Here is a 26,764-nt window from a genome sequence, read left to right as displayed (position 1 = left end):
ACCTATGTCGATAGACCATTTCGCCGCTCCTTCTTTTTCTACGCCAGCCTACTACCACCGCGAGTTAGCCGAACTGACAAAAGCTGGACGCGCTATCGGCTCGGGTGAGCTGAGAGCAAAGGGGCCAGCATGCAAATTTCAACAGCATGGCGTCGAATCGCGCGCGTTTTTCTCCCTTTTGCAGCTGGGTACTACCTCTCGTATCTGTTTCGAACGATCAACGCCGTGATCGCCAGCCATCTCAGCTCGGACACCGGGCTTGGGACTGCCGACCTCGGGTTGCTTACGTCAATCTATTTTCTTGTTCTGGCGGCGGCCCAGATCCCCGTCGGTATATTGTTGGACCACTTTGGTCCGCGTCGCGTCCAGAGCGTTCTGCTCTTGCTCGCAGCCGTCGGCGGCGGACTGTTTGCGGTATCGACCGGCTTCCTGTCGCTTTTGATCGCGCGCGCAATGATCGGGCTTGGCGTGGCGGCGGCACTGACCGCAGGACTGAAGTCGATCATCCTTTGGTTCCCTAGGGAACAAGTTGCCTTACTGAACGGCTATATGATCATGCTGGGCTCGCTAGGAGCGGTGACCGCGACGGCTCCCGTCGAACACCTGCTGACGTCGATGGGCTGGCGGCAGCTCTTTGAGATTCTGGCAGTCGCGACCGGTACGACGGCCATTCTCATCTATCTTGTGGTGCCTGAACGAAGCGTAGCCCCATCAACAGCTTCCGCCACCCTGAGCTCCGTTTTCAGCGATCGGCGCTTTTGGCGAATGGCCCCGTTGTCGGCGACTTGCATTGGATCGGCTTGGTCTCTGCAGGGATTGTGGGCATCGCCATGGCTGACCGACGTAGAGGGGTTTGATCGCGCAAGTCTCATCAGACAGCTCTTCATTATGTCGATCGTACTTAGCGCTGGTGCCTGGTTGTTCGGTATGACAGTCCATTGCGTCAAACGAAGGGGAATCGGGGCGGAGACAATATTGGCGATAGCTGCGGTACTATTTATCGCAGCCGAGTGTGCCTTGATCCTGCGAGCGTCTCTGCCATCTATCTTGCTCTGGTCTGTTGTCGCAATTGTAGGAACGGCAACTGTGGTCAGCTTCGCCGTGGTGGCGGATTACTTTCCGCCAGAGCTTGCCGGTCGTGCCAACGGTGCCTTGAACGTCTTGCACTTTGGTTGGGCGTTTCTAGCACAATACGCAACAGGTCTTATCCTGGAGCAATGGTCTGCGAATGATGGCCATAGGCCCGTCCAAGCCTATCAAGCAGCGTTCGGTTTCAACGTAGCGCTGCAGATCGCGACGTTTCTCTGGTTCGCGCTGCCTTGGTTTCGGTCCTTTGCGTCATGGGTGGGTTCAATCTGTCTCGAGATGTCGGCTAGCACCTTCGAACCTGCCGAGTCAGTTGGCTTGTACCAGAATTCGGCCATCCTCCTGCCCCCGGATGACGATGCGGAGTGGTGAGCACAAACTCGCAGCGAACCGATACGATTGAGTAGGTGTCAAAAAAATCGCCTCTCAATCTTTCTTTTTCTACGCCAGTCTTCGATCACCGAAAGCGCTTGTTGCGCTAAGTCCGTTGGTGCCTTTTCTAATCGTCCCCATCTGGGCGCCCCTCTGTGGACGCCCTCATTCGGGGAGGGCAACGGTGGCAATCCATTCCTTTCAATCGGAGGCGAATTCGCGCGGTGCGCGAATGCTGCGTAGTGCTCTTGGCCCAGCGATCGCCGGATACCTCGAGGATCAATCGATCATCGAGGTAATGCTCAACCCAGATGGGCGGCTGTGGATCGACCGTTTGTCGCATGGCCTGACCGATACAGGCGAAACTCTGTCCGCAGCGGATGGCGAGCGCATTGTTCGTCTGGTTGCGCACCATGTAGGCGCCGAAGTGCATGCCGGCGCGCCACGGGTCTCGGCCGAATTGCCTGAGACCGGCGAACGCTTCGAAGGGCTCGTGCCCCCAGTCGTTGCAGCACCGGCCTTTGCTATCCGCAAGCCCGCCGTCGCCGTGTTTACGCTGGATGACTACGTCGTCAAAGAGATCATGACATCGGAACAGGCCAACATCCTGAAAAGCGCAGTCGCCTCACGCAAGAACATCCTCGTCGCCGGCGGGACATCGACCGGCAAGACAACATTGACGAATGCGCTCTTAGCCGAGGTGGCAAAGACTTCTGATCGGGTCGTGCTGATCGAAGATACCCGCGAACTTCAGTGCAAAGCGCCCAATCTCGTCGCTTTGCGTACCAAAGATGGCGTGGCCACGTTATCGGACCTCGTTCGCTCCTCGCTGCGACTGCGTCCTGACCGGATTCCAGTCGGCGAAGTTCGCGGTGCTGAAGCACTCGATCTGCTCAAGGCCTGGGGCACCGGCCACCCCGGCGGCATCGGCACTATTCATGCGGGCACTGCGCTCGGTGCCCTGCGGCGGCTCGAGCAACTCATCCAGGAAGCCGTCATCACGGTTCCGCGCGCCCTGATCGCTGAGACCATCAACCTCGTTGCTGTGCTTGCGGGGCGCGGCGCTGACCGTCGCCTCGCTGAGCTTGCTCTCGTCACCGGGCTAGGGCCCGCCGGCGACTACGACCTTTCATCAACAGGAGACTGACATGCGTCCGCAATTTCGCTTTCCTCGAGATGCCGCTTCACTGGCCATGTCCGGGATGCTTCTTTTGGCGTCGGCACCGGCCTGGGCTGCCGGATCGAACATGCCGTGGGAGCAGCCACTCAATCAGATCCTGCAGTCGGTCGAGGGGCCAGTCGCCAAGATCATTGCCGTCATCATCATCGTCGTAACCGGGCTCACGCTCGCGTTCGGAGACTCGTCGGGTGGTTTCCGCAGGCTGATCCAGATCGTGTTCGGTCTGTCGATCGCGTTTGCCGCCTCGAGTTTCTTCCTTTCGTTCTTCTCCTTCGGCGGCGGCGTGGTGATCTGATGGATGAACCAGTCACAGGCTTTGTCGTGCTCGTTCATCGCGCGCTCACTGAGCCAATCCTGATGGGCGGCGCGCCACGGTCGGTCGCGATCGTCAACGGTACGCTTGCTGCAGCCTTGGGGCTCGGGCTTCGGCTCTGGATCGCGGGCCTTGTCCTGTGGTTCATCGGCCACATGGCCGCCGTCTGGGCAGCCAAGCGCGATCCTGCGTTTGTCGACGTCGTGCGCCGACATCTTCGCATTCCCGGCCACCTCAACGCCTGAGCTCTCTACCATGATGAACCTTGCCGAATACCGCCATTCCAACGCGCGTCTTGCGGACTTCTTGCCGTGGGCCGCCATAGTCGACGAGGGAATCATCCTGAACAAGGACGGTTCGTTTCAACGGACGGCGAAATTCCGTGGCCCCGACCTCGACAGCGCGGTCCCGGCTGAGCTTGTCGCCGTCGCCGGTCGTCTGAACAACGCCCTGCGCCGCCTCGGATCAGGTTGGGCCGTATTCGTCGAGGCACAGCGCCATTTTGCCGGGGCCTATCCTCCGAGTACATTTCCGGATGTCGCATCCGCACTGGTCGACGCCGAGCGCAGAGCTCAGTTCGAAGAGGCGGGCGCCCACTATGAGTCCAGTTATTTCCTCACCTTTCTCTATCTGCCCCCCGAGGAAGGAGCCGCCAAGGCAGAACGACTGCTTTACGAGGGGCGTGATCGCACTGTTGGAGCCGACGCGCGCGAGGTGCTGCGCGGGTTTGTCGATCAAACCAACCGCGTGCTGCAACTCGTCGAAGGGTTCATGCCGGAGTGCACCTGGCTCGATGACCAGGATACTCTGACCTATCTGCACTCGACGATCTCTACCAAACGTCATCGGGTTCGAGTGCCCGAAATTCCCATGTACATCGATGCGCTCTTGGCCGACCAGCCGTTGACCGGCGGGCTAGAGCCGATGTTGGGCTCAGCCAATCTTCGGGTCCTAACAATTGTCGGCTTTCCGGGCGCCACGACGCCGGGAATCCTAGACGACCTGAATCGCCTGCCATTCTCTTATCGTTGGTCGACCCGGGCGATCATGCTCGACAAGACAGACGCCACCAAGCTGCTGACCAAGATTCGGCGGCAGTGGTTCGCCAAGCGAAAGTCGATTGGCGCCATTCTCAAGGAGGTCATGACCAACGAGGCGTCGACGCTGCTCGATACCGACGCCCACAACAAGGCGCTCGATGCTGACGCAGCGTTGCAGGAACTGGGGTCCGATCAGATCGGACAAGCCTTTGTCACCGCGACCATCACTGTCTGGGACCGCGATCCCAATGCCGCCGATGAAAAGCTGCGGCTGGTCGAGAAGGTAATCCAGGGGCGTGATTTCACCTGCATGATCGAGACGGTGAACGCCGTCGAAGCCTGGCTCGGCAGTCTGCCGGGGCATGTCTATGCGAACGTGCGTCAGCCGCCGGTTTCGACCCTCAACCTCGCCCATATGATTCCGATTTCCGCCATATGGGCCGGCGAGGCGAGGGATCTGCACTTCAAGGGGCCGCCCCTCCTGTTCGGCAAGACCGAGGGATCGACCCCGTTCCGATTTTCCCTCCACGTCGGCGACGTCGGCCATACCCTTGTGGTCGGACCGACGGGGGCCGGCAAGTCGGTACTGCTCGCTCTGATGGCACTGCAATTCCGCCGCTACCCGAACTCCCAGATCTTTGCGTTCGATTTCGGTGGTTCGATCAGGGCGGCCGCGCTCGGCATGGGCGGCGACTGGCATGATTTGGGCGGTGCTTTGTCTGACGGAAGTGATCGGCCCGTCGCGCTGCAGCCGCTGGCTTGGATCGATGATCCCTCAGAGCGCGGATGGGCCACCGAATGGATCTGCGCGATCCTGGCACGGGAAAAAATCGAGATCACCCCGGAGGTCAAGGATCATCTGTGGTCGGCGCTGACGTCTCTCGCCTCGGCGCCGATGCAGGAACGCACCCTGACCGGCCTGTCAGTCCTCCTCCAATCCAACTCCCTGAAACGTGCGCTGCAACCCTATTGCGTGGGTGGTCCCTCGGGGCGCCTGCTCGATGCCGAATTCGAGCGCCTTGGCGAAGCGTCGGTCCAGGCATTTGAGACCGAAGGCTTGATCGGAACGAGTGCTGCGCCGGCCGTGCTGGCTTACCTCTTCCATCGTATTGGGGACCGTCTCGATGGTCGGCCGACGCTCCTTATGGTCGATGAGGGTTGGCTTGCCCTCGATGATGAGGATTTCGCGGGGCAGCTCCGGGAGTGGCTGAAAACGCTTCGGAAAAAGAATGCCTCCGTCATCTTCGCTACCCAGTCGCTCTCGGATGTCGACGGCTCAGCGATCGCGCCGGCGATCATCGAAAGCTGCCCAACTCGCTTATTGCTGCCGAACGAACGGGCGATCGAACCGCAAATCACCGCCATCTACCGCCGCTTCGGCCTCAATGACCGCCAGATCGAGTTATTGAGTCGGGCAACGCCAAAACGCGACTATTACTGCCAGTCCCGTCGCGGCAACCGGATGTTCGAACTCGGGCTTGGTGAGGTTGCGCTCGCATTCACCGCGGCCTCTTCTAAGACAGACCAAGCTGCCATCGCGCAGCTCTTCGCCGAACATGGACCTGACGGCTTCGTGCCGGCCTGGCTCCAGCACCGTGGCGTCGCCTGGGCCATAGATCTAATTCCCAATCTCGTCAATCTGGAGAAATCGCCATGAGGCGTCTTGCCCTATTGGCCGCAGCCGGCGTCACTGCGCTGGCGCTTGGCGTTGCGATCCCCGCACGGGCGCTGATCGTTTTCGATCCCAACAACTACGTTCAGAATGTCCTGACCGCTGCGCGCGAGCTTCAGCAGATCAACAACCAGATCACCTCGTTGCAGAACGAGGCGCAGATGCTGATCAATCAGGCGAAGAATCTGGCGAACCTTCCGTATTCGTCGCTGCAGCAATTTCTATCCTCGATTCAGCGGACCCAACAGTTGCTGGCGCAGGCTCAGCGCATCGCCTACGACGTCCAGGAAATCGATCGCGCCTTCTCGACCAGCTACGCGCCAGCCACCAGCAACCAGTCGAACCAGCTGCTGGTCGCCAACGCTCAAGCGCGATGGCAAAATTCCTATGCCGCGACGCAAGACGCGCTTCGCGTCCAAGCCGGCATCGTTGGTAACCTCGACACCAATCGCATCCAGACATCCGCGCTCGTGACGTCAAGCCAGGGGGCCGCCGGCGCGCTGCAGGCAACGCAGGCTGGCAATCAGATCCTCGCGCTTCAAGCGCAACAACTTGCCGATCTCACGGCGGCCACGGCGGCGCAGGGCAGGGCGCAGAGCCTCGAAGCGGCGCAGCGCGCCGCGGCCCAGGATCAGGGTCGAGAGCAGCTCAAGCGCTTCCTAACACCAGGACAGGGCTATCAATCCTCCAATGTACAGATGTTCCACTGATGACCGACGTAAAGGCATTCAAGGCGCTTTCGCTGCTTACGACAATCGGCCTAGTGGCCGTCGCCGCCTGCACGATTCAGCTGCGCGGACTGGACGCGTCTCGGTCGGCACCGAAGGCGGAGCAAGGGACCGATGCAGCCAGCTCCGAGCTCGCACGCTGCCGCGGTGTCACTCCAGAGGACACAGTGGGTTATCGGCATTGCAAGCAGATTTGGGACGAAAACCGGCGTCGCTTCTTTGGCAAAAGAATCGGCCCAGCAGACCCTGGCCAGAATGATTCCTTCGCAGGGCTGGCGCCCGCCCCAAAGGATCAGAGCCGGATCCCGCAAGCATATCCGCAACCGGCGACACCCGAGGCGAGCAAGCCATGACGGGTACCGGGATCATCGACCAGTTCTTGGAAACGTTTACGCGTTATATCGATAACGGATTCGGGTTGCTGGGCAGTGACGTTGGATATCTCGCGACGACACTCGCCGCGATCGACATCACTCTCGCTGCGTTGTTCTGGAGTTGGGGAACTGACGAGGACATCATCGCGCGGCTCGTCAAGAAGACCCTCTTCGTGGGCGTCTTTGCCTACCTCATCGGCAACTGGAACAACCTGGCGCGCATCGTTTTCGAGAGCTTTGCCGGACTTGGGCTGAAAGCGTCGGGTGCAAGCCTATCCGCATCCGATTTCCTGAGGCCGGGAAAGATCGCCCAAGTCGGACTCGATGCCGGCCGACCACTGCTCGATTCGATCTCGAACCTGATGGGTTACATCAGCTTTTTCGAGAATTTCGTTCAGATCGTCGTTCTCTTATTCGCATGGGTCGTGGTGCTGCTCGCCTTCTTCATTTTGGCGATCCAACTTTTCGTCACTCTGATCGAGTTCAAGCTTACGACGCTGGCCGGCTTCGTGCTCATTCCATTTGGTCTGTTTGGCAAGACCGCCTTTGCCGCTGAGCGGGTCCTGGGCAATGTAATATCTTCGGGGATAAAGGTTCTGGTCCTAGCTGTCATCGTGGGCATCGGTTCGACCCTGTTCTCGCAGTTCACCTCTGGTTTCCGAGGTGCTCAGCCGACCATTGAAGACGCAATGACGCTAGTGCTCGCGGCGCTCTCCCTGCTGGGCCTCGGCATCTTCGGTCCGGGTATTGCAAACGGCCTGGTATCTGGCGGACCGCAGCTCGGCGCCGGTGCGGCGATTGGATCGGGTTTGGCTGCTGGCGGGCTTGTTGCGGCAGGTGCTGGTGTAGCGGCCGGTGCTGGTCTCGCTAGTGGCGCGATTGCAGGCGCCGCGCGCGGTGGCGGCGCTGTCCTAAGCGGAGCGTCAGCCGCCTATCGAAACGGCGGCCTTGCCGGCGTCGCGGAGGCTGGCGCTTCGGCTGCCATGAGTCCTTTGCGTCGCGCAGCGGCTGCCGTCGGAGGTGAGCAAGCGGGCGAACGGGCGGCGAGCACCTCGGCCGAGGGGCGGCCTGATTGGGCGCGCCGGATGAAGCGTGCCGAGACTATTCGGCATGGTGCTTCGGCTGCCGGCCACGCGGTCCGCTCGGGCGATCACGGTGGCAGCGGCTCCTCCGTCGATTTGTCCGAAGGAGAGCGCTGAGACGCACCACTGTACCTACGCCGCACAGCAGCACCTCAACCCTTCCATCGCCCGACTTGAAACCGATCACTCGATACCAGGGGCAACCATCGATGTTCAAACGAACTTCCGTTCATTACGGGCGCATGCCCGCACCGGTCACGCCGTATCAGAAAGCAGCTCAAGTTTGGGACGAACGCATTGGATCAGCGCGCGTGCAAGCCAAGAACTGGCGCCTGATGGCATTCGGCTGCTTGATGTTGTCAGCCGGTCTCGCAGGTAGCCTTGTCCGGCAGTCGAATCAAGGCTCGATCACGCCCTGGGTGGTCGAAGTCGACCATCTTGGCCAGGCCCAAAGGGTCGCGCCGGCCAACATCGACTATCAACCCACTGATGCACAGATCGCCTACCATCTGGCGCGCTTTATCGAGGATGTCAGGGGCCTTCCGGCCGACGGCATCGTTCTGCGCCAAAACTGGCTCCGGGCATACGATTTTGCAACCGATCGCGGCGCCGCTGCGCTCAACGACTACGCGCGCAACAATGACCCTTTTGCCAAACTGGGTAAGGCGCAAATCTCCGTCGACGTGTCGAGCGTCATTCGCGCGTCTTCAGAAAGCTTTCGGGTCGCATGGATCCAGCGCACCTACGATAATGGCTCGCTGAGTTCGACCGAGCGTTGGACCGCAATTCTCACCGTCGTGATCGAGATGCCGCGCGATGCCGAACGCCTGCGCAAGAATCCCCTTGGCGTCTATGTCCGCGCCATCAACTGGTCAAAGGAGTTGAGTCAGTGACCAAGACCCCGTCTTACGTTTATTCGAAGCGTCCTATCGTGTACAGTAGGTGCAATTCGACTTGGTCCGAGCTCGTGACATCGAAGCGAGCATTTCTATCCGCTCTTCTGGTTTGTTCGTCGGCGCTCGGTGGGTGCGCGACCTACATCCCGCCACAGATCAGCTATGACGCGGAAATCCCGCCGCCGCCGGCGCCGCCAGCGCCTCTGGATGACAAGTCGCGACCGCTTCACGTTCCACCGCTCTGGAAACCGGCTCTCGGCGGCAAGTCAGGAGGGAAGGAAGAGCCCGACCCTGTGAGCCGGGTTGAGACGGCAAACAGCGCAGCCCGGGTCGAACCGCGGAAGCGGGGATATTTCAACGCAGCGCAGATCTACGCCTACAGTCCCGGGGCGCTCTATCAGATCTATGCCGCGCCGGGGCAGATCACGGACGTCGCGCTCGAGGAGGGAGAGCAACTGACGGGATCAGGGCCCATCGCGGCCGGAGATACCGTACGCTGGGTCGTAGGCGATACTGAGAGCGGGAGCGGCGATACGCGACGCGTCCATATCCTGGTCAAGCCGACCCGCGCATCGATCGAGACTAACCTCGTTGTCAATACCGACCGGCGCACCTACCTCATTGAGCTCCGCTCCCGCGAGCGGCCATATATGCCGTCTGTTGCCTGGTACTATCCTGAAACAGCGCGCGAACGATCCCGTTCAGTCGCTCTGAGACCCCCTCTTCCGGATCCAGGGCAGCGTATCTCCCGCTATGCCATTGAAGGGGACAGTCCACCCTGGCGGCCGCTCGCCGCATACGACGATGGCCGCAAGGTCTACGTCGAATTCCCTAAAGGTATCGTCCAGGGAGAGATGCCACCGCTCTTTGTCATCGGCCCTGACGGGAAGACCGAGCTCGTCAACTATCGCGCCTACGGTAACGTGTTAATCGTCGATCGGCTGTTTGGAGCAGCTGAACTGAGGCTCGGCAGTGAGCGCCAGCAAAAGGTCAGGATTGTCAGGACCGACGGGAGGCCGTCGTCATGATCAGCCAGAGTGGAAACGATCACGAGCAAGCAGATCCGCCGGAGACACAAGAGGAGCAGTCCAAAAGCTTCCGACTGAGAGCGGAGCATCCGCGCGTGACACGGTTGTCGCGAAAAGTCCTGGCCGGAGGGAGTGCGCTTGCCCTCTTTGTCATTGGTGGAGCAGTCCTGTGGTCGCTGCAGAACAATCGTCCCCGAAACCAGGCGGCCGATGAACTCTACAGCACTGACCATCACAATGTTGCCGATGGCCTTACGACGCTGCCGAAGGATTATGCTGGCGTTCCGCGCCAGCCAATACCGCAGCTTGGTCCGCCACTCCCTGGCGACCTCGGTCGGCCAATCCTTGCTGCCCAAGGCCACTCGCCGGCGATCGGGGCTGATGCGGAACAGCAGCGCCGAGACCAGGAGACGGAGGCAGCCCGCATTAGCCATTTGTTCGCTCCGACCAAGGGAGGAGAAGGACGTCCGCCTGCCGCTGCGGCTGTTGAAGGCGACCGCGTCGCGTCGCCGAACTTATCGAGCACTGGCGACGACGGATTGGCGCAGAACGGTCAAGACCGAAAGCTTGCCTTCGTGAATGCTTCTGTGGACCGTCGCACGGTCAGCCCCGACCGCATCACCAAGCCGGCTTCACCATATGTCGTGCAGGCTGGGACGGTCATTCCGGCAGCCCTGATTACCGGGATCCGATCGGACCTGCCGGGCCAAATTACCGCGCAGGTCACCGAGAATGTTTTTGACACGCCGACCGGCCGCTTTCTGCTTGTGCCTCAGGGAGCGCGTCTGATCGGCACATACGATAGTCAGGTTACTTTCGGCCAGTCCCGTGTCCTACTGGTCTGGACGCGGCTGATTATGCCGAATGGACATTCTATCGTTCTCGAGCGGCAGCCTGGCGCTGATAGCGCTGGGTATGCGGGTCTGGAAGACCAAGTCGACAATCACTGGGCAGAGCTATTCAAGGCTGCGGCACTATCGACGTTTCTGGCGGTCGGGACCGAACTAGGGGCTGGTTCGGACACCAATAGCAACGACAGCGCCATCATCCAGGCGTTGCGACACGGCGCCTCCGACTCACTAAACCAAACCGGACAGCAGGTGGTTCGACGCAGTCTCAATATCCAGCCCACTTTGACCGTGCGGCCTGGTTTCCCGGTTCGTGTTCTTGTCAATCGTGACCTCATAGTTACGCCGTATAGAGGGTGACAACATGCCAAAACTCAAAATAGGAGAGCTTCCAGACGACAAGCCGGTCAAAGTGAGTACGGAGCTGCCGGCGGCCGTGCATCGTGATCTCATTGCATATGCAGAGGCCCTTTCGCTTCAAGGTGGTCAAGTCGTCGAACCGACTAAGCTTATCGCCCCCATGTTAGCGCGCTTTATGGCCACCGATCGAGGGTTTTCTAAACTGAAACGTCGAGGCGACGCACCGGTCGCCGGCGCAGGACAGTGATGCCTAAGGTTTCTCAAAGCTGTCGCGCGACGCTTAATGCGATGCATAAACCTAGGCGCCGCCGAGTTTGGGCCGCTATTCCGTTACCTTCAGGCGCGTTACACTGCTCCGGCCATCTACGCTGATGGGCACGTCACCATCGATCGTGGCCCGACGTACGACGCGATGCTGGTCACCGTAATCGTTGACTGCGTAATGCTGTGTTGCGCGATTGTCCCATATCGCGATATCGCCCTCTAGCCAGTTCCAGCGCACAGTGTTTTCGGGCGCGGTGACGTGAGACTGGAACAGATCGAACAGCTTTTGTCCGTCGTACTTAGGGACCCCAATAAAGTGCTTCACCAAGGCGCCGAGCACCAGCGCCCGCTCGCCTGTTTCGGGGTGGACGCGCACGACGGGATGCTCGGTCTCAAAAACCGTTCTGGTGAACACCTCGTCAAAGTGTCTCTTGTCGACCTCGCGGACGCGCGCGATTCCGGCGTAATCGAAAACGTTGCTGTGAACGGCCCATAGTTCCTCTGCAAGCCGCTGTAGCGGTGCCGGTAGATCAAGATAAGCAGCCGCTGTGTTCGACCACACGGTGTCGCCTCCGAACGTTGGCATTACAACGGCTCGTAGGACCAAAGTTTTGGGATAGGCTTCGGCGAAGGTCCCATCCGCATGCCAAACATCGGCGCGACCGCCGCCGCGACTGGAGTCCAGTTCGAGGAGCGACGCCATCCCCTTGGTAGGACCGAGCATCGGATGGGGAACTAGCTTTCCAAGGCGAGCGGCAAAGCGCTCATGCTCGGCGTCATTGAGATGTCCTTGATTGCGGAAGAAGATCACCTTGTGCTCGAGCAACAAGCTGTTAATAGCGTCGATCGTGTGGTCCGGTAGATCGCCCGATAGCTTGATATTTTTGACTTCGGCACCGATGCGCGCTGCACGCTTCACAACATCGGTGCCTGAAATGACGTCACCGATCACAGCCGTTCTGCTCATGTTGTTTTTCCAAGCCCCTCGCAGTGTCTTCCTCGCCTCTCGGTAGCGAATGATTCCAGCAAGCATCGTGCCATGTGACGGACTCAGACCGACCGCGTAGACTCACATGGGCGCCGAACGGATCGCGATATTTGGCGCAAGCTTTCGGACTGAACTGACTGATAGTTCGCCCGTGTGACGAAAGAACTTGATCGCCGACCACTCTCGTCGAATGGTGTGAAGACCAAGCGGACAGCAATAGCGCGCCAACCGGCAGCTTCTTCTGTTATGCTCTTGTGGTGACTCATCCGATCGGAAGAATGCAATGCTTCTGCAAAATGGGTAATAATTCGTGATGGTCATGAATCATGTAATCAGGCCCCGCGGCGCGCAAGCGTGCTTCGGAAACGAATCCCCCCATTATTGATACGTTGATAAGACCGAGATTGCGGGCAATCTCCGTCTCAACTGGCATGTCACCCACGATGACGGTTCTTTGTGGAGGTATATCATTGGCCTGCATATACAAGCGCAGACGTTCTTCCTTGTTCACGCTCTTAAACTGGGTTGCGCGGTTCTCAAATGCCAAAATGTCCGTGACGTGAGTCTTGATTCCAAGTCTTCGCACTTGTGCGCGAATTGGTTCAACAATGTGATTGCTGACAATAATGGTGTGAACGGCTCTGTGATCAGCGGCGAGCAAAACATTTCGTGCCCCTTTGCGTAAGGCAGCGTTGCGCGCCAAGAATTCGTAAGTGTCATGAAAAATGGCGCTGTCATTTCTCTCCACGACGTCGATTTCATCTTTCGACATGTCTAGGTTGCGGAAGAGAACCGAAAGAGGGAGTTCGAATTCCTCTCGAAGCCTGCGCATATCTACGGTTGCGCGACCGAATCGGCTCAAAATTGCATTGATGGTTTGAAGCACCGCATTGGCATCATCGAGCAGCGTGCCATTCCAGTCGAACACAATCGCGGATTTCATGGGCGAATGAACCTAAGGCAAGTACCGCGGCGGTAAATGCATTTGCGATCGGACAATTGCGGGTCCGTATGTCTAGTATTGCGCCCGGTCAAGTAAACGCGCGGATCGCTGTTCTGTGTAGGACGCGCGAACTAGGGAAGAAGAGCATGACCGTTTTCCTCTGTATCTTTGAAGCTGATCTTTGCTGGAGCAATGGTCGTGCCAACGCCGCAAGCGCGCAGTAAGCGGCAAACTGTGCTTTGAAAAATCTGAACCCGACGCGCAGTGTGGCGATCCTGACATGACCTTACGTCGCTGTCAGAAACGGACCAAGATTTTTACGGTGGACCAGCCACAGCATAGAGCTGGCGACGCCGACGTATCTTGTTTTCGTCATTCGGCGGTCGGATCCCTCCCGCGCCAGCAATGAAATGCATGAGTAGTGAAAAGACTTGGCTTACTGTTTTAGCTGGCTACCCAGACAAGCCCGAGGGTGGCGCTTTGGAGCAGTCGTGGAGTAACTCGTCACCGACGCAGTCAAGGAAGTTGGCGAGCGGCAGGTCCGGTCGATGGCCGGGTGCAATCGGTGCCGATCGTGGGCGCCGCCAGATCACTTTTTCCGAAGACGTCATCAGAGTCGGTCTTCTGAAAGAACTGAGCTTGTTACGTAAAAACCAGTGTTCATGCGGCAGAGTTTAGGGGCGCTCGGAAATCGCTAGGATTGCTTCTCCTTGCGATCAGATGCTGATTTTGAACTTAGTCAGGTCACATTGCAGCTCGCCGGCTCGACATCTCAGCGAGCGCCGTTCTCGTCAGGAAATGCCGCAACGAAATCGCAATGAATTGGGTGAAACGACCGTGAACAAAACGGGACGGGAGTGGCCACCACACAAGAAAAATCAATAAGTTAGAAGATGCTCACTGCGTTCGGGACGCAGGGGTCGCAGGTTCGAATCCTGCCACTCCGACCAGATTTCCTTAGGTTTTTTGTTCTCATCGGTGGCTGTTCCCGAGTCAACCACCGATTTGACCACCGAAACATACCTCGCTTTTTGGCCAATGGCTGCTGCCGCCCCGTGCAAATGATCGGGATGGTGATGGCCATAGGTATCCTGCAGGACCTCCGACGACATGCCGAGGAACCCGGCTGCCTCCCAGATCGGCACGCCGCGCTGCATCAGCCAGGTCGCCGCCGTGTGGCGCAACGTGTGCGGAGTGACTTTCCCGGGTAGCTTGGCCAGATCCACGGCAGATTTGAAGCCTTTCTTCACGGAAGCCACCGGCTTGCCGTTGAACTCGACGAAGCAGGTGCTGATCAGCTTCCGGTCTTTCCAACGACGCATATGAGCCAGTAGCCGGGGCGGAAGTGGAGCTGGCGTCTGACGCTTCTTGGTGGCTCGCTTCCCGATCGGCCTGCGGTAGAAGATACCACGCTCCAGATCAACGTACGAGTGCCCAAGCTCCTGGTATGGCGATGCCGCCGCGATCGCGCCGGCTCTGGTGCCGGTGTAGAGGCCGATCAGGATAAATCTGGCCACGTGTCGCAGTGGTCGGCGGTCTGTCCGTACCGGGGCGCCCTTTGAACTGCCGGCGTGGATCGTCTGCTTCTCGCGATAGCGCCAACATTGCCAAACCAGGGCTGACGCCTCAGTGCGTGTCAGCCACCGATCGCGCGCCTCGCCTTTCGGCGGGAGAGACACGCGAACCGTGCCCCGGTGAAAGCCCTCTTTTGCATGATGGTTGATCGCAGCGCGGAAAGTCTCGAGGTCACGGCGCGCGCCGCCCTTGCTACCGCGATGTTTGACGTAAGCTGCGCAGGATTGCGCGTTCACTGCCGACAGCTTCTTGCCGCCCCAAAAATCGTTGAGCCGGTCGATCCTCGCTTCGATTTCAAACTGGTCACCTGGCTCGCCGATATCGGTCAAATAGATCGACAGGACGTCAGCGCAATCGATGTCGTCGATATCTCTTCGGCTGCGCTCCGGTTGATATTTTTGAGCGATGTAGTCTGCTAGCGCTTGCTCTGCTTTCTGCGGTGGCTTTGTTTCAGACGCGCTCGCAATGCATCCTGTGGCGATATGCCGGTCTCCGTCCTTGATGATCCAAACGGACTGGGCGACGAGATTGCCTTCGCGATAACGGGCTTTGCGTCTGTAGAGCCGGGCTCCTTTGCTTGGACGCGGCATAATTCCCTCATTCTCTCTATATGAAAGAGTGTCGTGTAATCCTTGCCCGCAATGCGCTCGATGACGAGCCTTCCGCGAGCACTCTCTCTGCGCAACCCGGAGGCGGTCATCGAACCGTCGGGAAATGCCGCGGCCGCTGCCACGGAAAGCCGAAGTGGATCGTGCAGGCCAACAGCTTCGCGCTGCTTTGATGTGTCGATCATGTCAGTGAAATCGCGATCGGCGAAAGCACTAACGTGCGGCGTCTGCTAACGCGCCCCTTTGCGCTGGACGTCTCAAGGTCGTCAGTGCCCATCGGCACATACAATCAACCCATGGACGGCAACTCAATTGCGACGAGCCGCAGTTTGAGCCGACATGAGCGGACAGGAGCAATGCCTGAAACGGGAGCGCCAGCGTTATCCTAGGTGCGGATACTGATCACTTTTGCGAGGCCTCATTTTCGTTCTTCGTTCCGGCTGGCTTCTTGACTGGCCAATGTCCGCTGCCGTCGTTCGCGCGGGCGAAACACGCTCGGCTAAGCTGAACCCTTTGATTGGCCGTTGGTTGACTGCGATCCACACGCCAACCAATAAGCCTTGCCCATCCGGCTCAACAATATTCGGCGGTTGTCGGACGTGGCTTGTGCGATTCTATCGGGTCGGATGTTCTGCGGGTACTGGCAGATTTGACAGGTCGTGCATTGGCCCGACGCGCCGCCTGGGACGATCGGTTCGGCGTCTCCGATTGCAGTCAATGTCTGTCCTGTGGCTGCCTCGATGGACGATTTCCCTGCTTGTGGACGTGATGACCTATGGGAAGCGCCCCGCTATCTGAAACCCTCGCCAGCTCCTTTTTTCCCCGCCGGCAAGCCGGCTCCTCGCGGCCGCTCCGCTGCAAAAAAGAGCTCTCTCGGGTGCGCCGCTGCGCTTCGCCCCGATGGGTTCAATCGCGTTTCGCTCCCCATGAGGGTCTCGCCATCGCAGGGGATCGGCCCTGCGGCAGCGAAGGAGACAGACCATGACTGCAATCGGATTCGTCACCCGTACGGACAACGGCGGCTACAGGGGCGAACTCAAGACCTTGTCGATCCGTGCCCATATCGACATCGTTCCCAATAGCGGCAAGTCGACTGAGGCTCAGCCAGATTTCCGCATCATCGCCCAGGGAGTTGAGATCGGCGCCGGCTGGATCCGCCGCGGCGAGAGCAGCGGCAAGGACTACGTCAGCCTGTCACTCGCGGCACCTGAACTTGGGTCTCGCAAGCTCTATGCCAACCTTGGCCGGGCCGTCGGCTTGGGCGATGACAACGGCTTCTTTCTCATCTGGAATCCCGGAGACTAGCCCGAGTTATTGGGCTCCCGCGCTTCACGCGGGAGCCTCTTTCTTGTCTCCAGGTGTCCGGCTCTCGATTGCCATTGCCTGTAGCCTGGACGAATTTTTTTGCTTGACGAGCTTTCCGGGCGTGAGCAATCGGACGCCGAGCCGCACTCGATCTGTCTGCCTTTCAGCGGTCTACGGCCACGACAGCAAGCGCAAACTCGAGAATTTTTCTCTGGGGCATTTTGCTCAAGGAGGGGGACTTGAGGGGCGCTGCCCCTCACCCCCTGCAAGAACTTCTGTCGTCCTCCGGTGCAGCAAGTCGGTCGCACGTCGCGGCTCCGCTGCTCGGTGCAACCGCGTTGCGCACCATCGGATTCGCGCCGCTCTGCCGGCGCCGAAACAAGCTCTTGCCCCCGAAACCCCGGTCTCGCCGACGGGCAGGCGGCATGGCGAAAGCCATGCGCGCTGCGCGGTTTTCAAGCGGCCCTTCAGGGCTCCAGGAGCGAGATTTGACGATGGCTAAACTGACGAAAGTCGAGGCCAAGGCGCATGCCGAGGCCGTCGAGCTGCTCGAGAAGGAAGTCCTCACCTACGATGAACGCGCGTTCGTGCTGGACAACTGGCACGAGGGGGCAAACCACATCAACGGGGTCGGCGGGCGCATTCTTTACCCCTTCAGGCCTTGCCGGCGACTTCGCCATCGATGCCTGTGGCGGTCGGACAATCGACCTTTGTGCCGGGATTGGCGTGCTCGCATTCCATGTCTTCTGGCGAGGATATTACGCGCGCGGCCAGGGCGCCCCCGAGAGGGAAATCTTCTGTATCGAGCGCAATCCGGCCTATGTCGAGGTCGGTCGCAAGGTGCTGCCGGAGGCGAAATGGATCTGTGCCGACGTGTTCGATTTCGATCTCAGGGGGCTCGGCCATTTCGGTTGCGCGATTGCGAATCCGCCGTTTGGAGCCACTCCGAGGAGCGGAAGCGGACCGCGCTACACCGGGCGTTCGTTTGAATTTCACCTGATCGATATCGCGTCCGACATAGCCGATTATGGCGCATTTATCATCCCGCAGATGTCCGCGCCGTTCGAGTATAGCGGCGTGCAGTGCTACCGCGAGCGCAAGAGCGAGGACTATCTGAAGTTCGCAGAACAGACCGGAATCCATCTGGAAGCTGGCTGCGGCGTCGATTGCTCCTACCACCGCGACGTGTGGAAAGGCGTGGCTCCCAACGTGGAAATCGTCTGCGCCAACTTTGAAGAGTTGCCACGCAACAAGGCTCGATCGCCGACCGATCCGGAGGCCGAGCTGCGCGCTTTGTGGACCGAAAAGCGCGCGCCGCTCGATCGACAGGACGCAATCATCGCCGAGGTTGCGGCCAAGGCAAAGGCTGGAATTCGGTTCGTTGAACCGCCGGTCCAGGCGGATTTGTTCGCGGAGATTGAGCGCTCCAGCTCCAAGCGCTGACGGTTTTCTCCGCCAATCTGGGAGTATTTCTTACATCCGATCCGGGGCGGCTGCCGAGCCTGTTCTGCTCGGCGGTCGCTGATGCATCCCGAGACAAGCGCATAGGGGAAGCTGGCCGAGAGGGTACTCTCGCCCGGTACTCGCCGTTCAAATGGCTGGCACCACGGCAGCTCGCCACCGGACGTCTCCGCGGCTTGTGCCCCCCAACCCAAATCGACGCTTCGCCGGCCGAAGGAATACCACTGGCTGGATCGTGCTGGGACGCCGCGAGCCCGGCAGACCAGGCGACGTAACACGCGCTATTTCGACGCAAGAATTGCGTTCGTGGACTGCATTTTTGCCGCCGACGTGAAAGCCGCTGGACCGATTTTCGTCTGATCCAGGCGCCAATAATCAATTCATCGCCAGCAGAGTTTGCGCTGGTTGGTAGGCGCTGGAGGGCTCCATTTGGTGACTTCCGCGCACGTTGAGCGGCCGGATTTCTTTGCTTCCGTTGGGCGGCTGCGCTCCGAAAAAGCGTCGGCAAACATGGGTCTCCCATGTGCGTTTGCCTCGAATTTTTCAGCGCTGGGATTGCCTTTCACTCTGGCTAAACGGCTGCGCACGGAACGCTGGGGCGTGGATTAGCGGATCCTGTCGCGGCAAAGAGAAGCAGCGTGAAGAGGTGGGAGAGTGCAGAGGGCGGATGGCAAGATAAAAGCACTGTCGCCTAAGGGCGGCCAAGTGGTTGTCTGCACATCCAAGAATTGTCACCATTGGCGTGCGGCGTGTCACCACAACGCATTCAAGTGACTCAGTCACCGTGTGAAATTCGTCTGCATGCTCCGTTTGGATATGTCGTGGGAAGAATTCTGGAATCTCGCCGGCACGAGCGCATGCGAATTCTCGAAATGGACCTTCATGCTGAGAGCCGCCCGCGGCGGTCGTCGCCAATCCACGTCCAACTGTTCTCAGGGCTACTTCTATCGGCAGCCACCGTGCGGTACCTATCGAAGTTCCTCGGAGTTAGGATGCGCGCCTCTTCGAAAAGACGAGCGAAGTAGGACGGTAAGACGCGGACTTAAATCGATGGGTTGACCGCGCGTCCGATTCAGCCTGCAATATGCTGCTGAACGGTCCAGTTTCACTCTGATAGGTTTCGCGCATCCATGTCAGACTGGCTCTCTTCCGCGCTCAGCGGGAACTATTCGATCAACCCGGTGTTTCGCTGGCGATCGCTCACAAAGGTCAGGTGCTGCTCGAACACGCGAGCGGCATGGCCGATCTCGCAACCCGCGAACCACTCACCCCCCCCGTCATCGCTTCCGCGTCGCCTCGCACTCGAAGACGTTCACGGCGGCTGGGATCTTGTTGTAGCGCGAGCGCAATAGGATCCGGCTTGACGACCACCTGGGTGAGTATCTGCCAGATCTTACGCCGGATGTTTCCAACGCCATCATTTCGCAACTGCTTTCGCATTCGGCCGGCCTGACCCGCGACTGGCCTGACAGCGGTCAGTTCTCGGACCGCCGGCCCTTCCTCAGTGAGGCGGAGTTTCGCGCCGATCTCTCAGCGCCACAGTCTCTCGCGCCCGGCGTCACGTTCAAATACTCCAATCACGGTTTCGCGTTGCTCGGCAAAGTGATCGAGAAGGTGGCCGGTGAGCCGTATGGCCGGTGGATCCATGATCACGTTGTCGCCCCCGCCGACCTCGCAGAGACGACGCCCGATTCGATCCGATTGTTTGTCGTCCATTCGCCCGCGGCCACTCGACCCGCCAACCCTATGGTCGGCGCTTCGTCATCCCCGGGGATAACATGACGAACGATATGGCCTCGGCGACAGGCTTTACGGCAACCGCCGGCGACCTCGCGCGACTTGTCGGTCAGCTTTCTCCCGGCGCCCAATCGAGCATGTTGACCGCAGCAAGTCGCCGCGAGATGACGCGGCGCCATTGGCGCGATGGTTACTCGCAACTGGAGCGCTACTACGGCTTAGGCACGATTTCCGGTCCGCCAGGGCCGTGGAGTTGGGTCGGTCATGCCGGCGGCTTCCAGGGAACGCTGACGCGCACGGTGGTTCTGCCAGAACGAGATATAGCGATCAGCATCCTCACCAATGCCATAGACGGTCTCGCGAACGTCTGGTTCGAAAGCGTGATCCACATACTAAAGACCATCCACAATCTCGGTGCCCCGGGACTCGAGACGGCTCACTGGCGCGGCCGCTGGTGGACCCTGTGGGGTCCATTGGATTTGGTGCCCGGCAAAAAACAAGGTGTTAGTTACGACGCCGGGCCAATTGTCCCCATTCTTGGATGCGACCGAACTAAGCCCGTCCGGAATCGACGAGGCGATCGTTGTATCAGCAGAGGCATTCGGCGATCTCGGTGAGGCCTGCCGCCTCGTCCACGGGCCTGCGGGCAACATCGAGGGAGTCAGGATCGGCAGTAAGCACCTGGTAACTGAAGACGCGATCAAGTCCGAAGTACAGCATCGGTACCAACCGAGCTCGCGCGCAACTTAGACAGCGCTCTGCTGTCGTTCCAACGCCTGTAAGACCTCCTGAAGGGCGACTTGGGTCAATAGCTTGATGCCCGATCTATGGCGGGTTCTTACAATGAGAAAGTCGGCGCAAGTAAAAAGCCATTTGGTCGGGCAGGTCATCCCGCTTGACAGACTGGCCGATGGACCAGACACCCGTGTTAGTTCGTCCCAGCGAGCTTGGCCAAAGCTGTCCGCACGGCAGATACTGATCGTTCAAGGAGAGCGAGGAGCTCGTGCAATTCGGAAGCCTGAGCTTCTTCGACGCGGAGGCTATCCGATGCTGTTCCTCTAATTACCAACTGATCAATGGGAGTCGGAGCGACATGTATGTGGGCGTTACTTGTTAGATCATTCTGTATTGAAACGTCCGCAGTGACCATCCCATCGAGGGTGATCCTCGGTACGATAAGCAGATCATCTAAAACGGCGCGTTCCAAGGTTTGCGCCGGTATATCAATGTGGGCAAGAATCGCCTGTGTGGTCGAACGGCGATAGCCGACTCGGTAGTTGTCCGAGCAAATAGCAGTTCCGGGCGTCAGTAGCTTTTCGGCGAAGGGCTCGAGATCGGACATAACCTGGAAATCTCAATGAAGATCGGATCAGTATGCGTGTTGCATTATAGTACGTCGCAATAAAGTACAACAATATGGCGCAGTATCAGCATGTCGGAAGACGTGCGGCGCATGTTGGGTGAAAATGTCCGAAGGCTGAGGCTGGTGTCCGGCATCTCTCAGGCAAAATTGGCTGAGAGAATGGGCGTCGATAGGGCCTACATCAGCGGACTTGAAAAAGGGGAACGAAATCCAACGGTTGTAACCGTGTGGCACCTTTCCAAAGCGCTCGGTGTTGCGATGCGCGAGTTCTTCGACGACAAAAGTAGAAAGGAAAAATAGTTTTGCGGCGCATCATGCCGACACAAGCACGTTGTCTGTAAGGCCCGTAAAGCCCACGACGAGATGATAGAGAGTGAGCTGCGCCGCTTCGGTGCGCTTGAGCGGAAAGCCGCCGGTGTCATAAAGACCAGGGCGAAGGCGGCCGCGAAGTATCGCAGCAAGAAGGACAAGGCCCTTACGTGGTCCGGAAGGGCTTCACGCCGCGGTGGCTGCGAGCGGAAATGAAAGCAATGAAGTTGAAGCAAGACAGCTTCTTGATCGTCAGGCGAACGGGTTAGGGCCGACCAACTCATTCATTCGAGTGCAGTCAAATCCAAAGCGCTGGAACGTCACCATTCCAGGACCTTTGAAAACGAAACGAGCCATCAAAAGCGGGATCTCCCATTTTGCTTCCGTGATGAATTCTCCGCGCTGCTTTGCCAGTCCAACACCTTCACCTCGGAATATCCACGTGCTGTAATGACCGCCATGCGCGGTTTGGCAAAGGCCTGAGTAAATCCCATAGGTCACCGCTGTTGTATTTCTTCCAGCATCCCAGGAATGGGCGGCAGTCCTTGCTTCGGCGGGTGGCCTCGCTCCTCCAATAGCTTCGACACCCCCTCACAGAAGTCAGCGATCCCAGCTCGCCGCTCTTCGATGTCGGCCATGTCCAAACCCATGGCTGTTCCCTCTTTAATCTCCTTCTCCAAGTAAGCTACTTCACCGCGCAGGTGAGCTGCCCAGCGTGCCTCTTGTTCGAAGAGATCATCGGGGCGCAACATCCAGGCAGAACGCACCGACGCTTCATAGGCTGCCCTTGCAGCGACCTCGGCAGGCGGAAGCAAATGAAATCCAGCGCGGGCTAGCGCAACAACACCAGTTACGTGCCGTGCCGCCAGTTTCATCAAGTTCAGTGCCTCTTCGGGCGCCTCATATCCAAACTCTGGAAGTTCACCAATAAGAGCTTCGAACTCGGCAACCATGGCGTCCAACAATTCGCATTTGATCGCCATTTCCTCGTTCACTCGAATGCCTCCGTATGCGCCTGAGTGCTTGTTGGCCGGATTCGGCGCCAAACATAGCGTAGCTTGCAAATTAGCGGGAGGTTGTATGCCCGGAATTGTTGCTGCGTTCAAAGCTCTGACCCTGGATGAGATGATCCGGGCCTATCCAGACATCACCGCTGCCCTGGTGGCCGCTAAGGAAGAGCGGCGCTCACAGCTCGAAGCGGAGATTCGCCAGCTCGGGTTCGAGCCGGGCGAAGGCAAGCGCCACCCTCGGCCGCCATCAAGTATCGCAACCTCCGCGACCCGACCAAGACGTGGGCGGGCCGCGGTGCTGAACCAACCTAGCTGGAGGCCGAGGTGGCCGAGAGCGGCAAGGCTCTTGATGCTTATCGGGTCGTTTAGTCTCCCTTCCACAGCTTGACGATGGAGACTCCCGCGAGCGTGAACGCGGCAGCCTGCGGCGATAAGAGCATGCGTATCAGCGATGATACGCGGCAGAAATGGTCGAAGGCTTTCGGTGCCGAACTGCCGGAGGTCATGAAGCCCTTCGCCGAGACCGAACGGGACGAGCATGTCACCAATGGCGGTGTGCTCGCTCACCCTGGCGATACGGTTAGTGACATTCCGTTTCAACCAGGCTTTGGCGCTTCAGAACGCTGAATTGCCCACCCGCGTTGTTGCCGCGGTAATGGACGCCAAACCAACACGCTGCGTTTGCGGATATGCCTGAGCGCCACAGGCGACGGATTGAGGTGCTTCGCAACTATTGGCACGACGAATCGTTGAAGCGGACCGATGAAAAGGCTGCTGGTCTCGCAAAAAACGAACAGGGGACCGCGACGGAGCAGAAGACTGCCGAGCGCGTACTCAAAGAGATTTTGAAGTGAAATGGTATGCCAAGTTTGCCTTGATGTTACGACTCGACGCCGCGTGAGCGCATGTTGCGCCAGTAGTCGCGAATTTCTGCTTCGAGCCAGCCCTCAGCTTCATATCGAGGGTCGACACGCGACCGAAATCTTAAATAATGGCTGACGTGCTTGGCTTCTAGCCACGTCGTGAAAGCTCCGAAGCTCGGATAGTGGCCAGGTTGCTGCTGGTAGCCGGTTTCGTGCATCCACTCCAAGGAGAGATGCCGGATCATCCGTTCAGCATCGGCGTTTTTGTGCATTGGTTTTCCAAAAACATCTAACAAAACGTTGAACTCGCTGGAATGGCCCCGCGCGGAGTTTATCAGCCGAACAAATCTTCAATTCTTAGCCTGCTCCACGAAAGTGTCGGGAGCGCCGGCAGGGGCGGCAGTGACGGCAGCGGTCGAAGCGGAGCTAGCGAAGGAAGCGATTTGAGGGGAGGCAGGCTCGGCAAAGGTGGTAGAGGGCCGCCGCTGGCGTTGTCAGAAAATGCGACGGCGTTTAAGTAACGGCAACAGTGAACTCTCCGCTGGTCCGCTAGAGAGCTTCTGGATGGATGTTCAAAACTCGTCCGCCGGCTCCGTTCTTACGGCGACAGTCGAACTGGTTTTCTTCCTCCAGCCTCAACAACACCGATATCAAGCTTCAGCTAGAGTATCAGGGGACGTCAGGCGGCTCTTCGGTCGCGACAATCGTTGAGAGGAATGCCAATGTGCTGACAGCGTCCGCTGCGCTGACATCCTCCTCGGTGACCTGGAGTAACCCGCCCAGCACGCCGGTTTATCAGAAACTCCAGATATCGTTCACGCCTCAGAAAGCTGGCCGGCTGCGCGGTCGAGTGATGCTTGGCAAGGCTTCGATGACTGTCTGGGTCAATCCGCAGATCGGGATCACATGATCTCGCAGACGCGCCGCGCGGATGGGATCATGGCACGGGCAGGGGGTTGTACCAAGCGGCTCTCCTAAAGGTGGGCTCGTACATCCAGCGGTTGCGTAGTAGTATCCTCCATTTTAGGGGGGCACTATGTACGAATTTGAAGAGATAATATTGCGGTACGACGGCCTGGATGCTGACAGTCATGTCATTGAACTTGGCACTCTCGGCCAGTCAATCCAAGGGGCGTCCCGCCTTCTCGGCAGCGCGGGGTCCATCGTCTTAACTGGCCAGTTCGCGAAACATACGAGTGCATTGTCGGTGCGGGTGCTGGCAGGGCAACCGAGGGCGCATTGTTGGGAGTTGCCGGCGATACTCGTCAGCGTAGCACCCGTGGTGACGCCGCTGCTTCCAACTATCAAAGAGGCCGCAAAGGTCGCAGCGACCAAAGCGGTGACGGGTATAGTAAACTTCGCAATCTCGACCGTCGGGCACAAACCGAAGGAGGCGGAAATGGCTAAGGAGGTCGCAGTAAAAGCACTCGAAGAAATGGGGCACACCTCTCGCACCGCCATTGAGGCGATGGAGCGCCTTGCCATGTCGCAGCGGCCTGCTGTCCGTCTCTTCGTATCTCCAGTCGGGGAAAGCTGCAGCATCGCAAGGATCGGTGATCCGAACTTCGGAGCCATCGCGGTGGACCAGGAGATGCGCCGATCCATTGAGTCGTCGGAGCCCATTGAAATCTCTGCCTCTGCAGAATATGACGTCCTCATCTCCGAGTTCGATCTCAAAAACCGATCGTGCAAGTTCTCTCTGCGCGACCAAGACGACCCGAACGATCGGTTCAACGGGGAGATTACCGACCCAGTCGCGCAGCTACCTCAGAATCCGTACTCCGACGCGCTGAACAGCCAGCGCTGGATCAGGGTAAGGGCAAAGGCTCAATTGAAGAACGGTGAGCTGGAAAAGCTCTTCATCTCAGACCTGGTGGCGCGCCCAGCGCCCGTGCAATCATGAACACGAGCGACGAAGCCCCGATCCGCTGCCTGAGCTGCGGCTCAACCCAGGTCCACGCCGAGAAGCGGGGCTGGAATATCGCGACCGGCTGGCTCGGCTCCAGTAACATTAAGGTCACTTGCTTGAAGTGCGGAAAAAGCCAGCGGCCGGGGCAAACGATCAGCCCCGCTTCTCAGCGCGTGTTCTTCCTATTTGTAATGGGGGTGGCATTTTTTGTCTGGCTAGTGACCCACCACTGAGACTCTCTCTAGGCCCCCAGAAGTGTTGGGGGCTTTTCGCTCCAACTGTGGCGGCGCGCGCCTTCACCCACGGCAGAACTTGCTTGAAAATTGCCGGTACGTAATTTCCTTCCCGGTACCGCAGATGTTGTCGCACGCTTCGTTGAAAGCGTTTCTCGAAAAACTGGGATGGTCATTTTCAATAGAAAGCATCATGCGGTTGCCGCTGGCGGACGAGTTGTATGGATTGAAACAAGGTCGTTTTTCACTTGACGCGCATGCTTTTATGGTCTCATGCAAATCGCTACATGTTTTGGCGTCGATTTTCGAAGGGATCTTCGAGCGATGAACTGACAGAGTGCCTCTTCGAAAACTCCCAGTTAGCCGATAACCCTGCTTATTGCCGATCCTGAAGGTCGCCGTTTCGGTTCGAGCATTTGTATGGAGAACCATTAGCTCGCACCAATAGCAATTATCTACAACATGTTTGACCGTTATTTTTGAACCCCGTTCGATAACGAGCCGAACGTCCCGCGAAGGGCATCCGTTACCGCCGCAGGAATCAGAAATGGGCAAGAGAGTGTAGCTTCTAGTTTTGACCGGCTCGCCGAAATAGAGAACGCCCCCTGCAGTCGAACAGAAGAGACGCTCGCCGTTGCGAAACAGGCACTGCGTGTATTTTTGTTCGGGTGTTTCTGAAATTGTGTAGGTCGAATGTGCTGTGCGCAGCGTATTGTTGGCTTCATTCTCAGCGGATTTCGCAGACTGCGGCATCGGAAGGAGCCATATAACGGCTCCGATCATCAAACACAGTGCTGGTTCGGTTCTTCGCATGTACCCAAGCGCTCATGGCTAAAAGCTGGCTGACACCTTACCCCCGTATCTTCTCGACCTCTTGGCGAGTGTAAAGGGCCGGGTTCTTACGGGACCGAAGTGTGAACTAGTTCACAAACAGTCAGTTAGAGGACTGCTAGTTCGCACAACGCTGGGGGATTTCAGGGCTCAGTGCATAGGCGCCGCCGGGACACGATATTTCGAGCCCGACGGCGTAGCTTTTTATGGGGAGGGAGATTCCATATCGCAGCAGCTCATTCGGGAGGTGATCAGCCGGACGCGGTCTCCGTCGCGCTCGATGCGCAGGCGGTAGGATTTGCGAATCAACTGACGCGGGTCCCGGTACCAGCGACGTACTTATCTGTCATTTCGTCAAAGTCGCGCTTGCGCATCCCGATCCGGAT

At 58.7% G+C, this 26,764-nt stretch carries 27 protein-coding genes, 1 tRNA gene and 2 pseudogenes; 22 read left to right on the top strand and 8 right to left on the bottom strand.

Annotated features, from left to right (window positions below):
• Positions 1-129: 129 nt before the first annotated feature.
• From IF803_RS23590 to IF803_RS23535, 12 genes are all read left to right on the top strand, one after another.
• Complete coding sequence (locus tag IF803_RS23590) at positions 130-1,458, top strand: MFS transporter (protein WP_026192414.1); 1,329 nt, start codon at positions 130-132, stop codon at positions 1,456-1,458.
• Positions 1,459-1,690: 232 nt separating this feature from the next.
• Entirely contained in the window at positions 1,691-2,605 is a 915-nt protein-coding gene (gene trbB, locus IF803_RS23585; RefSeq protein ID WP_016845878.1) for a P-type conjugative transfer ATPase TrbB, read from the top strand.
• A 55-nt stretch (positions 2,606-2,660) separates the two neighbouring features.
• Positions 2,661-2,933, top strand: a complete 273-nt coding sequence (locus IF803_RS23580) for a TrbC/VirB2 family type IV secretion system protein (protein WP_240537001.1) — start codon at positions 2,661-2,663, stop codon at positions 2,931-2,933.
• Positions 2,933-3,196 carry a VirB3 family type IV secretion system protein gene (locus IF803_RS23575; protein WP_018270310.1) on the top strand — a complete coding sequence of 88 codons (264 nt, stop codon included), beginning with the start codon at positions 2,933-2,935 and terminating at the stop codon, positions 3,194-3,196. The genes IF803_RS23580 and IF803_RS23575 overlap by 1 nt, the downstream gene beginning before the upstream one ends.
• 10 nt (positions 3,197-3,206) lie before the next feature.
• Complete coding sequence (gene trbE / locus IF803_RS23570; RefSeq protein WP_028343872.1) at positions 3,207-5,648, top strand: conjugal transfer protein TrbE; 2,442 nt, start codon at positions 3,207-3,209, stop codon at positions 5,646-5,648.
• A complete protein-coding gene (gene trbJ, locus IF803_RS23565) occupies positions 5,645-6,373 on the top strand; it encodes a P-type conjugative transfer protein TrbJ (RefSeq protein ID WP_026192416.1) in 729 nt (242 codons plus the stop codon). The genes trbE and trbJ overlap by 4 nt, the downstream gene beginning before the upstream one ends.
• Positions 6,373-6,744, top strand: a complete 372-nt coding sequence (gene trbK-alt, locus IF803_RS23560) for a putative entry exclusion protein TrbK-alt (protein ID WP_016845887.1) — start codon at positions 6,373-6,375, stop codon at positions 6,742-6,744. Before trbJ ends, trbK-alt begins: the two co-directional genes overlap by 1 nt.
• The gene (trbL, locus tag IF803_RS23555) at positions 6,741-7,964 is read left to right on the top strand and encodes a P-type conjugative transfer protein TrbL (RefSeq protein WP_028343873.1); all 1,224 of its coding nucleotides are present in this window, start codon (positions 6,741-6,743) and stop codon (positions 7,962-7,964) included. Before trbK-alt ends, trbL begins: the two co-directional genes overlap by 4 nt.
• Positions 7,965-8,056: 92 nt before the next feature.
• A complete protein-coding gene (gene trbF / locus IF803_RS23550; RefSeq protein WP_038379344.1) occupies positions 8,057-8,740 on the top strand; it encodes a conjugal transfer protein TrbF in 684 nt (227 codons plus the stop codon).
• Entirely contained in the window at positions 8,737-9,771 is a 1,035-nt protein-coding gene (trbG, locus tag IF803_RS23545; protein ID WP_028344502.1) for a P-type conjugative transfer protein TrbG, read from the top strand. The genes trbF and trbG overlap by 4 nt, the downstream gene beginning before the upstream one ends.
• Entirely contained in the window at positions 9,768-10,979 is a 1,212-nt protein-coding gene (locus IF803_RS23540; protein ID WP_038379346.1) for a TraB/TrbI/VirB10 family type IV secretion system protein, read from the top strand. Before trbG ends, IF803_RS23540 begins: the two co-directional genes overlap by 4 nt.
• Before the next feature lie 4 nt (positions 10,980-10,983).
• Positions 10,984-11,226, top strand: coding sequence for a DUF2274 domain-containing protein (locus IF803_RS23535; protein WP_075968962.1), 243 nt, complete (start codon positions 10,984-10,986; stop codon positions 11,224-11,226).
• Positions 11,227-11,301: 75 nt separating this feature from the next.
• Here IF803_RS23535 and IF803_RS23530 read toward each other — a convergent pair whose 3' ends face one another.
• On the bottom strand, positions 11,302-12,210 hold the full coding sequence (locus tag IF803_RS23530) for a TauD/TfdA dioxygenase family protein (protein ID WP_026192417.1): 909 nt from the start codon (positions 12,208-12,210) through the stop codon (positions 11,302-11,304).
• Between the two features lie 283 nt (positions 12,211-12,493).
• Positions 12,494-13,174, bottom strand: coding sequence for an HAD family hydrolase (locus IF803_RS23525; RefSeq protein WP_016848237.1), 681 nt, complete (start codon positions 13,172-13,174; stop codon positions 12,494-12,496).
• Positions 13,175-14,021: 847 nt separating this feature from the next.
• Here IF803_RS23525 and IF803_RS23520 point away from each other — a divergent pair.
• Positions 14,022-14,124: transfer RNA gene (locus tag IF803_RS23520), tRNA-Ser, on the top strand.
• A 132-nt stretch (positions 14,125-14,256) separates the two neighbouring features.
• Here the strand turns inward: IF803_RS23520 and IF803_RS23515 are convergent.
• Positions 14,257-14,691, bottom strand: a pseudogene (locus IF803_RS23515) (site-specific integrase); the annotation flags it as partial.
• 195 nt (positions 14,692-14,886) lie between these two features.
• Here IF803_RS23515 and IF803_RS23510 point away from each other — a divergent pair.
• The 5 genes from IF803_RS23510 to IF803_RS23490 all read left to right on the top strand — a co-directional run bounded on the left by IF803_RS23510 (position 14,887) and on the right by IF803_RS23490 (position 20,477).
• Positions 14,887-15,168, top strand: coding sequence for a hypothetical protein (locus IF803_RS23510; protein WP_461193622.1), 282 nt, complete (start codon positions 14,887-14,889; stop codon positions 15,166-15,168).
• 1,170 nt (positions 15,169-16,338) lie between these two features.
• Entirely contained in the window at positions 16,339-16,662 is a 324-nt protein-coding gene (locus IF803_RS23505; protein WP_028344406.1) for a DUF736 domain-containing protein, read from the top strand.
• Between the two features lie 573 nt (positions 16,663-17,235).
• Positions 17,236-18,105, top strand: coding sequence for a class I SAM-dependent methyltransferase (locus IF803_RS23500; protein ID WP_461193620.1), 870 nt, complete (start codon positions 17,236-17,238; stop codon positions 18,103-18,105).
• Between the two features lie 1,371 nt (positions 18,106-19,476).
• Entirely contained in the window at positions 19,477-19,905 is a 429-nt protein-coding gene (locus tag IF803_RS23495) for a serine hydrolase domain-containing protein (RefSeq protein ID WP_461193632.1), read from the top strand.
• Positions 19,824-20,477 (top strand): serine hydrolase, encoded by a 654-nt coding sequence (locus IF803_RS23490; protein WP_461193631.1) that lies wholly within the window; start codon positions 19,824-19,826, stop codon positions 20,475-20,477. The genes IF803_RS23495 and IF803_RS23490 overlap by 82 nt, the downstream gene beginning before the upstream one ends.
• Before the next feature lie 311 nt (positions 20,478-20,788).
• On the opposite strand, the gene IF803_RS23485 is transcribed toward IF803_RS23490, so the two are convergent.
• A complete protein-coding gene (locus IF803_RS23485; RefSeq protein WP_461193619.1) occupies positions 20,789-21,202 on the bottom strand; it encodes a hypothetical protein in 414 nt (137 codons plus the stop codon).
• 90 nt (positions 21,203-21,292) lie between these two features.
• Here IF803_RS23485 and IF803_RS23480 point away from each other — a divergent pair, with 90 nt between their 5' ends.
• A complete protein-coding gene (locus IF803_RS23480) occupies positions 21,293-21,523 on the top strand; it encodes a helix-turn-helix domain-containing protein (protein WP_461193618.1) in 231 nt (76 codons plus the stop codon).
• Between the two features lie 506 nt (positions 21,524-22,029).
• Here IF803_RS23480 and IF803_RS23475 read toward each other — a convergent pair.
• Complete coding sequence (locus IF803_RS23475; RefSeq protein ID WP_461193617.1) at positions 22,030-22,527, bottom strand: hypothetical protein; 498 nt, start codon at positions 22,525-22,527, stop codon at positions 22,030-22,032.
• A gap of 453 nt (positions 22,528-22,980) precedes the next feature.
• On the opposite strand from IF803_RS23475, the gene IF803_RS23470 reads away from it, so the two are divergent.
• On the top strand, positions 22,981-23,169 hold the full coding sequence (locus IF803_RS23470; RefSeq protein ID WP_461193616.1) for a hypothetical protein: 189 nt from the start codon (positions 22,981-22,983) through the stop codon (positions 23,167-23,169).
• 253 nt (positions 23,170-23,422) lie between these two features.
• Here the strand turns inward: IF803_RS23470 and IF803_RS23465 are convergent, their stop codons facing one another.
• Positions 23,423-23,677 carry a hypothetical protein gene (locus tag IF803_RS23465; protein ID WP_461193615.1) on the bottom strand — a complete coding sequence of 85 codons (255 nt, stop codon included), beginning with the start codon at positions 23,675-23,677 and terminating at the stop codon, positions 23,423-23,425.
• A 62-nt stretch (positions 23,678-23,739) separates the two neighbouring features.
• Positions 23,740-23,910 (bottom strand): annotated as a pseudogene (locus IF803_RS23460) (4-fold beta flower protein); the annotation flags it as partial.
• Positions 23,911-23,973: 63 nt separating this feature from the next.
• On the opposite strand from IF803_RS23460, the gene IF803_RS23455 reads away from it, so the two are divergent.
• Together IF803_RS23455 and IF803_RS23450 are read left to right on the top strand one after the other, a co-directional pair.
• Positions 23,974-24,315 (top strand): hypothetical protein, encoded by a 342-nt coding sequence (locus IF803_RS23455; protein ID WP_461193614.1) that lies wholly within the window; start codon positions 23,974-23,976, stop codon positions 24,313-24,315.
• A 126-nt stretch (positions 24,316-24,441) separates the two neighbouring features.
• On the top strand, positions 24,442-25,308 hold the full coding sequence (locus tag IF803_RS23450) for a DUF7946 domain-containing protein (protein WP_461193613.1): 867 nt from the start codon (positions 24,442-24,444) through the stop codon (positions 25,306-25,308).
• A 302-nt stretch (positions 25,309-25,610) separates the two neighbouring features.
• On the opposite strand, the gene IF803_RS23445 is transcribed toward IF803_RS23450, so the two are convergent.
• A complete protein-coding gene (locus IF803_RS23445) occupies positions 25,611-26,300 on the bottom strand; it encodes a hypothetical protein (RefSeq protein WP_461193612.1) in 690 nt (229 codons plus the stop codon).
• Between the last annotated feature and the right edge of the window lie 464 nt (positions 26,301-26,764).

Source organism: Bradyrhizobium sp. UFLA06-06 (assembly GCF_054820065.1).
Note: the sequence above shows the minus strand (reverse complement) of the source record. Positions and strands in the feature narration are given on the sequence as shown.